The 11,855-nt window shown below is 73.2% G+C and carries 10 protein-coding genes; 3 read left to right on the top strand and 7 right to left on the bottom strand.

Translation table 11 applies throughout. The annotated features are described in order from the left end of the window. Positions 1 to 64: 64 nt before the first annotated feature. From JOF36_RS38845 to JOF36_RS11510, 6 genes are all read right to left on the bottom strand, one after another. Positions 65 to 586 carry a GNAT family N-acetyltransferase gene (locus JOF36_RS38845; protein WP_210026702.1) on the bottom strand — a complete coding sequence of 174 codons (522 nt, stop codon included), beginning with the start codon at positions 584 to 586 and terminating at the stop codon, positions 65 to 67. Beyond that, positions 583 to 993, bottom strand: a complete 411-nt coding sequence (gene ndk / locus JOF36_RS11530) for a nucleoside-diphosphate kinase (RefSeq protein ID WP_210026701.1) — start codon at positions 991 to 993, stop codon at positions 583 to 585. Before ndk ends, JOF36_RS38845 begins: the two co-directional genes overlap by 4 nt. A gap of 73 nt (positions 994 to 1,066) precedes the next feature. After that, a complete protein-coding gene (locus JOF36_RS11525; protein ID WP_210026700.1) occupies positions 1,067 to 1,486 on the bottom strand; it encodes a DUF4233 domain-containing protein in 420 nt (139 codons plus the stop codon). After that, the gene (locus JOF36_RS11520; RefSeq protein ID WP_245350792.1) at positions 1,483 to 3,129 is read right to left on the bottom strand and encodes a bifunctional folylpolyglutamate synthase/dihydrofolate synthase; all 1,647 of its coding nucleotides are present in this window, start codon (positions 3,127 to 3,129) and stop codon (positions 1,483 to 1,485) included. The genes JOF36_RS11525 and JOF36_RS11520 overlap by 4 nt, the downstream gene beginning before the upstream one ends. Positions 3,130 to 3,136: 7 nt before the next feature. After that, complete coding sequence (locus tag JOF36_RS11515) at positions 3,137 to 5,773, bottom strand: valine--tRNA ligase (RefSeq protein ID WP_210026699.1); 2,637 nt, start codon at positions 5,771 to 5,773, stop codon at positions 3,137 to 3,139. Positions 5,774 to 6,184: 411 nt separating this feature from the next. Further along, on the bottom strand, positions 6,185 to 6,727 hold the full coding sequence (locus JOF36_RS11510; protein WP_210026698.1) for a hypothetical protein: 543 nt from the start codon (positions 6,725 to 6,727) through the stop codon (positions 6,185 to 6,187). A 312-nt stretch (positions 6,728 to 7,039) separates the two neighbouring features. On the opposite strand from JOF36_RS11510, the gene JOF36_RS11505 reads away from it, so the two are divergent. The 3 genes from JOF36_RS11505 (at position 7,040) to JOF36_RS11495 (ending at position 10,228) form a co-directional block, all read left to right on the top strand. Then, a complete protein-coding gene (locus tag JOF36_RS11505; protein ID WP_210026697.1) occupies positions 7,040 to 7,462 on the top strand; it encodes a PPOX class F420-dependent oxidoreductase in 423 nt (140 codons plus the stop codon). 99 nt (positions 7,463 to 7,561) lie between these two features. Further along, complete coding sequence (locus tag JOF36_RS11500; protein ID WP_210026696.1) at positions 7,562 to 9,085, top strand: MFS transporter; 1,524 nt, start codon at positions 7,562 to 7,564, stop codon at positions 9,083 to 9,085. A gap of 153 nt (positions 9,086 to 9,238) precedes the next feature. Beyond that, complete coding sequence (locus JOF36_RS11495; RefSeq protein ID WP_307862328.1) at positions 9,239 to 10,228, top strand: family 43 glycosylhydrolase; 990 nt, start codon at positions 9,239 to 9,241, stop codon at positions 10,226 to 10,228. Between the two features lie 11 nt (positions 10,229 to 10,239). Here JOF36_RS11495 and JOF36_RS11490 read toward each other — a convergent pair whose 3' ends face one another. Then, positions 10,240 to 11,784 carry an alkaline phosphatase D family protein gene (locus JOF36_RS11490; protein WP_210026694.1) on the bottom strand — a complete coding sequence of 515 codons (1,545 nt, stop codon included), beginning with the start codon at positions 11,782 to 11,784 and terminating at the stop codon, positions 10,240 to 10,242. Between the last annotated feature and the right edge of the window lie 71 nt (positions 11,785 to 11,855).

Below are 11,855 nucleotides of genomic sequence, written 5' to 3'. Positions count from 1 at the left end.
CGCAACGGCCGTCCCTGCCATCCGGCCGACGGGCGAGATGATCCGCCGCCGGCCGGACCGGTCGTCACAGCGACCGGACGAACAGGTGCACGTCGCGGGTGTCCTCCTCGGAGAGCCGGACACCGCCGGGGAGCCGGCCGTACTCGACGAAGCCGCGGGCGGCGTAGAACGCGGGCAGCGGGGTGCCACCGCGCGCGCCGAGCGTGAGCATCTCGACGCCCATCTCCCGGCCCTGCGCGACGGCCGCCTCCAGCAGGACCGTGCCGAGCCCGCGCCCCTGGAGCCCGGGCCGGACCATCAGGCGCGCCACGTCGGCGCGGTGCGCGGCGATCCCGCTCTCGCGGACGAGGAAGACGGTCCCCTCCGGCGCGGTCTCGTCGCCGACGACGAGCATCCGAGCGGCCCCGGAGCGGACGTCGTCGATCATCGCCGCGGCCAGGTCCCGGATCTCGCCGGGATCCCAGCCGGGCACGAAGTCGACGGCGCCGCCCGCCTCGGTCACGGCGACCCAGAGGTCACCGAGCGCGGCGGCGGCGCCGGGATGCGGATCGACGACCCGGCGGGCAGCCGGGGCGCCGGTCGTCACAGGTTCGGGAACCAGAGCTTGATCTCCCGGCCGGCCGACTCCGGGGAGTCCGAGCCGTGCACGAGGTTCGAGCCGGTCTCCAGGGCGAGGTCGCCGCGGATGCTGCCGGGCGTCGCCTTCTCCACCGGGTCGGTGCCGCCGGCCACCTGACGCCAGGCGGCGATGGCGCGCGGGCCCTCGACGACCGCGGCCAGGACCGGGCCGGAGGTGATGAAGGAGATGAGCTCCTCGAAGAAGGGCTTGCCGTCGTGTTCGGCGTAGTGCTGGGTGGCCAGCTCACGGTCGACGGTGCGCAGGTCGAGAGCGACGAGCTCGAGGCCCTTGCGCTCGATCCGCGAGACGATCTCGCCGACGAGCTTGCGCTGGACACCGTCGGGCTTGACCAGGACGAGAGTGCGTTCAGTCACGAGCGCAAGGGTAACGACGGTGCGTGACGGGCTCGGAGGCGGTCGGCATCGAGGTCCGCCGGGAGAGCGTCGCTCACTCCTGCTGTTGCGACGGCAGGGTCCCCGCGGCCATCCGGCGCGCGACCTCGCGCCGCATCCACACCAGCACCACCCAGACGATCACGAACGCGAACGCGACGATCGCCATCGACGGCAGGAACACGAAGGACGCCACCACCAGCAACACCTGCAGCCCGAGCGCGGCCGCGAGGCCCCACGACCGTCGTTGCAGGCCGGAGGCGAGGATCATCGCCACGGCGAGCCCGATGACCACGCCGAACCCCAGGCCGGTGGAGCCGCTGCCGAACCGCGGCAGCACCAGCAGGGCGAGCAGCACGACGATCGCCTCGAGGATCAGCGTGGCCGCGAACACCCCACGGGCGCCCTTCATCGGGTCCGTCGGCGGCGGACGGACCCCCTCGGGCACCCCGTCGATCCCGCCCGCCCCGCTCATTCCGGTTCCTTGCCGAACAGGGACCGGCCGTCGCCCGCCGTCACCACGGACCCGGTGACCACGACTCCGATGCCGGACCCACCGGCCTCCTCGGCGACCTCGGCGCCCTGCTCGACAGCACGGCGCAGGTCCGGTTCCACGCTGACCCGGTCGGATCCGAAGACCTCGGCCGCGAGCGCGCCCAGCTCGTCGGGGTCCATCACCCGGGGCGAGGAGTTGGTGGTCACGACGACCTCGTGCAGCACCGGCTCGAGCCCCTCGAGGATGCCGCGGGCGTCCTTGCCCTGCAGCACGCCGATCACTCCGACGAGCCGGGTGAACCGGAACTCCGAGGTGAGCGCGGTGGCCAGGGCCCGGGCACCGGCCGGGTTGTGCGCGGCGTCGACGAGCACGGTCGGGATGTCCGGCCCGCCCCGCACCGGCTCCAGCCGGCCCGGCGAACGGACCGACGCGAACGCCGCACGCACGGCGTCCGGGTCGAGGGGCTGCGCGGTGCCGGCGCCGATCAGCGCCTCGGCGGCGGCGAGCGCGATCGCCGCGTTCGACGCCTGGTGCTCACCGTGCAGCGGCAGGAAGATCTCGTCGTAGCGGCCGGACAGTCCCTGCAGCTCCAGACGCTGCCCACCGACGGCGATCTCCCGTTCCCGGACACCGAACTCGGCGCCCTCCCGGGCGACCTGCGCGCCGACCTCGGCGCAGCGCTCGATGAGGATCTCGGCGACCTTCTTGTCCTGGGCCGCGAGGACCGCGATCGAGCCCTCCTTGATGATCCCGGCCTTCTCGCGGGCGATGTCGAGGACGTCGCTGCCGAGGTACTCGGCATGGTCGACCCCGATCGGCAGGACCACCGCCACGTGCGCGTCCGCGACGTTGGTGGCGTCCCAGCGGCCGCCGAGACCGACCTCGAGCACCGCCGCCTCGACCGGGGCGTCGGCGAACGTGGCGAACGCCATCGCCGTCAGCACCTCGAACTTGGACAGCGCGGGCTTCTCCCCGCGGCTCGCGTCGACGAGCTCGACCAGCGGCTCCACCTCGCGGTACGCCTCGACGTAGCGCTCCGGGGTGACCGGCCGGTTGTCGAGGTTGATCCGCTCGGTGGCGCGCTGCAGGTGCGGGCTGGTGTAGCGGCCGGTGCGCAGGCCCACCTCGGTGAGCAGCGCGTCGATCATCCGCGACGTCGACGTCTTGCCGTTGGTCCCCGTCAGGTGCACGACCGGGTAGCCGCGCTGCGGCTCGCCGAGCGCGTCGCAGAGCGCCTGCATCCGGTCCAGCGACGGCTCCATGACCGACTCGGGCCAGCGCCGGTCCAGCGCCGCGTCGACGGCGAGGAACTCGGCGTACCCGGTGACGGTGGACTGGGCCGGAACGACGTCCGGGGTGTCGCCACCGCGGATCTCGTCCAGGACCGCCGCGATGACGGCCTCCTGGGCGTCCTTCTCGGGCGCCTCGCCCGCCTCGTCCCGGGCCGCGGAGTCGGCGCGGTCCTCATCGTCGCCGCTCTCCTCGTCACCGTCGTCCTCGGGCGCGGCCGGGGCGGGCGTATCCCCCGGTTCCCCGGCGTCGCCGAAACCGCCCTCGGCCCAGCGGTCCCCGCCGTAGGTCGGCGAGTCCTCCTCGTCGAACTGGTCGTACTCCCTGGACATGCGGTGATCAGGCCTCCGGCAGCGCGGCCAGCCGCGCATCGATCCGCTCGATGTCCGCCAGTGCGGTCGTGTGCCGGGCACGGATGCCGTCGACGACCTCGGCCGGCGCCTTCTCGGTGAACTTCGGATTGTTCAACTTCTTCTCCGCCTGGTCGCGTTCCTTCTCGGCGGTGGCCAGGTCCTTGCCGAGCCGGGCCCGCTCGGCGGCGACGTCGATCGCCCCGGAGGTGTCCAGCTCGACGGTGACCGGCCCGCCCGACGTCGCGACCTCGAAGGTCGCGGTGGCCGAGAAGCCGTCCCCCGCCTCGTCGAGGCGGTTGAGGAACCGGACCGCCCGCTCGTGCGCGGCCAGCCCGGCATCGGACAGCCCGACCAGCCGGGCGGCGACCGACCTGCGGTCGGGCAGGCCCTGCTCGGTGCGGAACCGGCGGACCTCGGTGATCACCTTCTGGGCGTCGGTCACCCGGGCGGACGCGGCCGCGTCGGCCGGGGAGCCGGCGTCCTGCGCGGTCGGCCAGGCAGCCGTCACGACGGTCTCCCGCCCGGTCAGCGCGGTCCACAGCGCCTCGGTGACGAACGGCGCGATCGGGTGCAGCATCCGCAGCAGCGCGTCGAGCACGTGCCCGAGCACGGCCCGGGTGCCGTCGGCGGTGGCCGGGTCGTCGAGCTGGGTCTTGCACAGCTCGACGTACCAGTCGGCCAGCTCGTCCCACGCGAAGTGGTAGAGCCCCTCGGTGGCCTTGGCGAACTGGTAGGTGTCCAGCAGCTCGTCGGTCTGCTCGCGGACCTCGGCGAGCCGGTCCAGGATCCAGCGGTCGGCATCGGTGCGGTCGGCGTCGGCGGGCAGCGGGGCGGCCACGGTGGCGCCCTTCGACAGCGCGAACCGGGTGATGTTCCAGAGCTTCGTGGTGAAGTTCCGGGAGGCGGCGACCCACTCCTCCGACAGCGACATGTCGGTGCCCGGGTTGGAGCCGCGGGCGATGGTGAACCGCAGCGCGTCGGCGCCGTAGGAGTCCATCAGCTCCAGCGGGTCGATGACGTTGCCCTTGGACTTCGACATCTTCTTGCCGTGCTCGTCGCGGACGAGCCCGTGCAGGTAGACGTCGCGGAACGGGGTCTCCCCCATCGCGTAGGTCCCGAACATCATCATCCGGACGACCCAGAAGAACAGGATGTCGTAGCCGGTGACCAGGACCGAGTTCGGATAGTACTTCCGCAGGTCCGGGGTGTCGTCCGGCCAGCCGAGCGTGGAGAACGGCCACAACCCGGAGGAGAACCAGGTGTCCAGGACGTCGGAGTCCTGCCGCCAGCCCTCGCCCGACGGCGGCTCCTCGTCGGGCCCGACGCAGACCACCTCGCCCGCCGGGCCGTACCAGACCGGGATCCGGTGCCCCCACCACAGCTGACGGCTGATCGTCCAGTCGTGCATGTTGTCGACCCAGTCGAAGAAGCGCTTCTCCTGCTCCTTCGGGTGCAGCACGGTCGCGCCGGAGCGGACCGCGTCGCCCGCCGCCTTCGCGAGCGGCTCGACCTTGACGAACCACTGCAGGCTCAGCCGCGGCTCGACCGGGACACCGGTGCGCGAGCAGTGGCCGACCGAGTGCAGGTAGGGCCGCTTTTCGGCGATGATCCGGCCCTGCTCGCGCAGCTCCTCGCGGATCGCGGCGCGCGCCTCGAACCGGTCCATCCCGTCGAACCGGGTGCCGGACCCGGCGATCGTGCCGGTCTCGTCCATGATCGTCGGCATCGGCAGGTCGTGCCTGCGGCCGACCTCGAAGTCGTTCGGGTCGTGCGCCGGGGTGATCTTGACGGCGCCGGAGCCGAACTCCGGGTCGACGTAGTCGTCGGCGATGACCGGGATCTTGCGGCCGGTGATCGGCATCTCGATCTCGGTGCCGATCAGGGCGGCGTACCGCTCGTCGCCGGGGTGCACGGCGACCGCGGTGTCACCCAGCATCGTCTCGACCCGGGTGGTGGCGACGACGACCGAGGCGTCCCCGTCGCCGTAGCGCATGGAGACGAGCTCGCCCTCGACCTCCGCGTGGTCGACCTCGATGTCCGAGATCGCCGAGCGCAGCGCCGGGGACCAGTTGACCAGGCGCTCGGCCCGGTAGATCAGCCCGTCGTCGAACATCCGCTTGAACACGGTGGCCACCGCGCGGGACAGCCCCTCGTCGAGCGTGAAGCGCTCGCGGGACCAGTCGACGCCGTCGCCCAGGCGCTCCATCTGGCCGAGGATCGAGCCGCCGGACTCGGCCTTCCAGGCCCAGACCTTCTCGACGAACGCCTCGCGGCCGATCGCGTGCCGGTCCGGCTCGCCTGCGGCGGCCATCCGGCGCTCGACGACGGACTGGGTCGCGATGCCGGCGTGGTCCATGCCGGGCAGCCACAGCGCGTCGTGGCCCTGCATCCGGCGGCGCCGGGTCAGGACGTCGATCAGCGTGTGGTCCATCGCGTGACCCAGGTGCAGGCTGCCGGTGACGTTCGGCGGCGGGATCACGATCGAGAAGGCCGGTTCGTCGGACGCCGGGTCGGCCTGGAAGTACCCGCGCTCGACCCAGCGGCGGTACATGTCGCCCTCTACCTCGCCAGGGGTCCACTTGGCGGGCAGGTCGGCAGTACGCGCGGACAGGGTCTCGGTCACATGTCAAGTCTACGAGTCGGCGCCGACAGGATTCCGGGCCCCCGGCGGGCTCGGCCCCCGCTCGCCCCACCGGAGCGACCGGCACCACGGTGCCTCCGGAGCCCCGGATCGCCGGCCCCGCACGCAAGCATCCCGACACAGGGTGGACGACTCCACGCCCGCTCGGTCGACCCGGGCGACCGAAACGCACGTTCTCGCCCCGGAAGGGCCGAATCGTGCTGATCAACCGGGCTCGAGCCACCGGGATGCACGATTCCGCCCCCGGAACCGGCCGAAACGTGCTGATCAATCCGGGCCCGGCGGGCGGGGTGCACCTTTTCGGCCGCGGTCGGGCGAGAACGTGCTTGCCGGTGTGGGTGTACAGGTTGGGCTGCGCCTCCGGCCCCGGCGAGGGCGTACGTGCGGGGGCGTTCAGCCGGACGGCAGCAGGACGCACCAGGGCCGGGGCCTGCCGAGCACGGCCGCGGCGGTGCCGTCGTCGAAGGTCCGGGGGTCGAAGGCGCGCACGACCCCGGCGCCCGGCTCGTAGACCTGCCACCGGCCGTCGTCGGCGAGGCCGGTGACCAGCACCCAGTGCCGCGGCAACCACCGCGAACCGATCAGCAGCGGCACCGGGACGGGCGCGGACGGCACGACCGCGAGCACCCCCGCGGTCGCCGGCCGGATCCGGAACCCGCCCGCGGCCGGGGCGTGCCGGTGCAGCCAGGCCCGCATGCCCCACGGTGTGGTGCCGAGCGCCCGCGGCCAGAGCCGGTTGGCCTGCCGGTGCGCGAGGTGCTGGGCCGCGCCGAGACTCGTTCCGCCGGTGCTTCTCGCGGCGCCGGACCGGGCCGTGGCCGGACCCGAGCGTCCCGATCCGGTGAGTGCTGCCGTCACGACCAGGACCGCGGGCCCGCAGGACACCCCGTCGACCTGCCTGCCGAGCTTCTCACCGACCCGCGGTCCACCGTCCACAGCACCGATTCTCGCCGATCCGGCAGCGGCGACGTCGAGCTCCACCCGGCCGCGATCCCGGGCGGCCCGGGCAGCTCGGGCAGCTCGGGCGACCTGGCGACCCGGCGGCTCGGCGGCTCGGGCGGCTCGGCGGCTCGGACGGGGGTGATCATCACCGGCGGCGGGCCGACCACGACGACCGGTGTCGCTCGTACGAGCGCGAGTACGTGAGCGTCCCGACGCACACGGTGCGCCCGGTGCGCCCGGTGCGCCCGGTGCAGCCCCACCACGGGAACAACCGGCACCGGCGATGTCGGGCCCTACGCTCGCGCCATGAGTGCACTCACACCCGAGGTCGTCGAGTTCCTCGCCCACGGCACCCGGACGGGGATGCTCGGCTGGACCGCGAAGGACGGGCGCCCGCTCGTCGCCCCGGTCTGGTTCCTCGTCGAGGACGACACGATCGTCTTCAACACCGGCGCCGGCACCGCGAAGGGCCGGGCCATCGTCCGCGATCCCCGGGTGGTGCTGACCGCGGACCTCGCCGCGCCGCCGTACGCGTTCGTGCAGGTCCAGGGTGTCGCCGAGATCAGCGAGGACCCTGCCGAGCTGCTGCGCATCGCCACCGCTCTCGGCGGGCGGTACATGGGTGCGGACCGGGCCGAGGAGTTCGGGCGGCGCAACGGCGTGCCGGGCGAGCTGGTCGTGCGGATCCGGCCGACCAGGGTCGTCGCCGCCCTCGACATGACCGCCTGACCCTTGACCTGAACCCAGCTTCAGCACCCACCGTCCCCATCGGCCGATGAGTTCCGGTGAACCCACGGGTCTCACTGGCGGAGAGGGACGGGTGAGGACATGAGTACCACGCAGCTGGACCTGCGGCACGGCACGCAGCGCACCTTCGCGCACCTGCTGGCCAGCACGCTGACCGTGTCGGTCGTGAACTTCACGGTGTGGTTCGCCGTGACGTTCTGGGTGTTCGTCGAGACCCGGTCGGTGATGGCGACCGGGCTGATCGCCGGCGTCTTCCTGGCCGCGACCTCGCTCACCGGGATCTGGTTCGGCAGCCTCGTCGACCGGTTCGGCAAGAAGTCGGTGATGCAGGGGTCGGCGGTGGTGTCGCTGACGATCTACACGGTCTGCCTGGCGTTCCACCAGGCGGTGCCGGCCGAGACCTTCCGCGATCCGGCGAGCCCGCTGCTGTGGGGCTTCGTCGTCACGCTCATGCTCGGCGTGATCACCGGCAACCTGCGGACGATCGCCCTGCCGACGCTGGTGACACTGCTGGTCCCGGCCGGTGTGCGGGACCGGGCGAACGGCCTGGTCGGCACCGCGACCGGGGTGTCGTTCCTGGTGACGTCGGTGCTGTCCGGCCTGCTCGTCGCCTTCGACGGCATGCGCTCGGTGCTGCTCCTGGCGATCGTCGCGCTGCTGGCCTCGCTGGTGCACCTGTCGCGGATCACGGTGCCCACCGCGCTACCGGGCGCGACGGACACACCGGACTCCGGCCACGGCGGGATCGACCTGCGCGGGACGCTGCGGGTGATCGGCTCGGTCCCCGGCCTGCCGGCGCTGATCGTGTTCACCTGCCTGAACAACCTGCTCGGCGGCGTGTTCATGGCGCTGATGGACCCCTACGGCTTGTCGATGGTCTCCGTGCAGGCGTGGGGCCTGCTGTGGGGTGCGCTGTCCACCGGCGTGATCGTCGGCGGGCTGCTGGTGGCCCGGACCGGCCTCGGTGCCCGACCGGTGCGGACGTTGCTGCTGGTCAACGCGACCCTGTGGGCGACGACTATCCTGTTCCCGCTGCAGGCCTCCATCGTGTTGCTGACGATCGGTATGGCCGTGTTCATGCTGCTGATGCCGTTCGCCGAGGCCGCCGAGCAGACCGTGCTGCAGCGGGTGGTGCCCTACGAGCGGCAGGGCCGGGTCTTCGGGTTCGCCCAGAGCGTCGAGCAGTCCGCGTCGCCGCTGACCGCGTTCCTGCTCGCCCCGTTCACCGAGCTGGTCGTGGCACCGTTCATGACCGACGGCGGCGCCGGGGCGCGGGCGATCGGCAGCTGGTTCGGCACCGGCATCGACCGGGCGATCGCGCTGGTCTTCGTGGTCACCGGGGCGATCGGGCTGGTGGCGACGCTGGCGGCGCTGGCGTCCCGCCCGTACCGGCGGCTGTCGGCGGCCTACCTGGCGATGCCGGAGCACGACCCCACCCCCACCACAGGGGGCGCCGGGCCCGAGCCGGTGAGGACCGGCGCGACCGGTACCCCGGAGCACGATCCGGTGGACGCGCTGTCGGCCTGCACGATCGACGACCTGCGGCACCGGCCGGTGGACGCGGTTCCGGCCCGAGCGGTGCAGCCGGCCTGCGCCACGGGCTGAGGAGTCCGCACGGCCGGAGCTCCCGGACACCGGCCGGCGTCCCGGTGCCGGTCCCAGGACAGCCCGTCCACCGGACCACTCGTCCGAGTGAAGCCGTGCCCGTGCGTGGCGCGCCGTCCACCCCGGTACGGCCGGCTCCCCCACGGTGCGGGCGTGTCGCGAACCCGCCAGCCGCTACCGGCCGTGCTCGCCACCGTCCTCGCGCTCGGCACCGTCGGGCTCCTGCCCGCGACGGCGAGCGCGGCGCCCGGGGAGGCGCCCACCCGCCCGATCGGTGGCCGGGCGCTCGACGGCCACTACGCCGATCCCTCGATCACCGTGTCGGACGGGACGTACTACCTCTATCCGACGACCGACGGCGAGGGCGCCGCGGACGCGTCGTTCACCGTGTGGTCGTCGACGGACCTGGTGAACTGGCGCCCGCGCGGCGAGGTCCTGGAGCTCGGGCCCGACGTGCAGTGGGCGGACAGCCTGGCGTGGGCGCCGGAGATCGCCGAGAAGGACGGTCGCTGGTACCTGTACTACACCGCGGAGGAGAAGATCGGCGTCGCGGTCGCCGACTCCCCGACCGGCCCGTTCCGCGACATCGGACGGCCGCTGATCACCGAGAACCCGGGCGGGCGCGGCGTGCCGATCGACCCCGCCGTCGTCGCCGGTCCGGACGGCACCCGGTACCTGTACTGGGGAAACGGCCAGGGGCAGATGGTCCCGCTGAACCCGGACATGGTGTCGTTCGACCCCGCGAAGATCCAGGTGCTGTCCGGCCTCGACCAGTTCGGTGAGGGCCTCGACGTCGAGATCCGCGCCGGGACCTGGCACGTCACCTGGTCGATCGGCGACTTCCGGTCCGAGGACTACCGGGTCGGCTACGCGACCGCCCCGGGCCCGGCCGGCCCGTTCACCAACCACGGCGTGATCCTCGAGAAAGACCTCGAGACGGGGGTGCGCGGGCCCGGCCACGGATCGCCGCTGCGGATCCCCGGTACCGACGAGTGGTACTACGCCTACCACCGGTTCGCGATCCCCGACGGCGACGGCACGCACCGCGAGGTGACGCTCGACCGGCTGCCGATCACCCCGGAGGGCCGGTTCGGGCGGATCACCCCGACCCTGGCCGGGCCCGCACCCCGTCCGCTGACCTGACCTGACCCGGCTCAGGCCCGCCGCAGGGTCGTACTCCACAGCGACCTGCCGTCCTGGTCGCGCAGGTGGACGTCCAGCGTCGACCCGTCGGGCGCGACGTCGAGCTCCCCGAAGTGCTGGAACCCCTCCAGCGGTGACGCACCGTCGCGGTCCGGGCCGCGGGCGAACTCCACGCGGGGCCCGAACGTGGGGTCGAGCTCGCTCGGCCCGAACGCGCCGGCGTGCAGCGGACCGGAGACGAACTCCCAGAACGGGTCGAAGTCGTCGAACGCGGCCCGGTCCGGCGAGTAGTGATGGGCGGCGGTGTAGTGCACGTCCGCCGTCACCCAGACGACGTTGCGGACCGCGCGCCGGTGCAGTCCGGCGAGCACCCCGGCGATCTCCGACTCGCGCCCGCGCGGCGGCCCGGGCAGGCCGTTGGCGATCGCCTCCCAGGCCGTGTCGCCGTCCGGGATGAGCACCCCGATCGGCATGTCCGACTGCACGATCTTCCAGGTCGCCCGGGAGGAGGCGAGCGCGTCCACCAGCCAGCGGGCCTGCTGCTCGCCGAGGATCGGCTCGGGCGCGCCGTCGTTCGCGGTGTTGTCGCCCCGGTAGGAGCGCATGTCGAGCACGAACACCTCGACGTGCGGGCCGAACGGCACCTGCCGGTACACCCGCCCGTCGACGGTCGTGCGCGGGTCCACCGGCTGCCACTCGTGGAACGCCCGGAACCCGCGCTCGGCGAGCACGTCCACCCGCTTCTCGGTGTAGGGCTCGCCCGCCTCGCCGGTGAGGATCTCGCCCGGATACCAGTTGTTGGTGACCTCGTGGTCGTCCCACTGCACGATCTGGCCGGTGCACGCCGCGAACCGGCGCAGGTTCTCGTCGCGCAGGTTGTAGGCGAACTGGCCGCGGAACTCGGCGAGGGTCTCGGCGACCTTCGACTTCTCCGGCGTCATCTCGTTGCGCCAGACCCGGCCGTCCGGCAGCGTGACGCTCCCGGTCAGCGGGCCGTCGGCGTAGACCGCGTCCCCGCTGTGCAGGAACAGGTCCGGGTTCCGGTCGGCCATCGCGGAGAAGATCCGCATTCCGCCGTGCGCCGGGTCGATGCCCCAGCCCTGCCCGGCGACGTCGCCGGACCACTGGATCCGCACCGGTTCGCCGGGGCCCGGGATCGCCCGGAAGGAGCCGGTCAGCGCCTCGCCCGCGGCTTCGGTGTCGAGATCCTCCGCGACGACCCGGTAGTGCACCCGGCCGGCGCCGGCCGGGACGCGGAGCCGCCCGGTGAGGTCGGTGTCCGGCGTCAGGACCGGGCCGGCGATGCGGCGGGCTCCCCGGAACTCCGGGTTTCCGGCCACCTCGACGACCATCCGCGACGGCCGGTCGGCACGCGTCCAGACCAGGCCGGACCCGGGCCGGACGTCGCCGGACTGGACACCGTGGGTGAGCGCCGGACGCCCGGAGCGCACCAGCGCCGGCCCGGCGGACGCGGCACCGGGCAGGGCGAGCGCGGCGGCGCCGGCGAGACCGCCGGCGGCCGCGGTGCGGAACAGGGAGCGACGGGAGATGATCACACGATCCGTTGTAGCCCGTCAGGGTGAATGGGCGATGAATCGCCCGTGAGCGGTTGTCGCTTTCCTGCCGC

It is taken from the genome of Pseudonocardia parietis (assembly GCF_017876315.1).
Classification (GTDB): domain Bacteria; phylum Actinomycetota; class Actinomycetes; order Mycobacteriales; family Pseudonocardiaceae; genus Pseudonocardia; species Pseudonocardia parietis.
This window is presented reverse-complemented; position numbering and strand designations above follow the sequence as displayed.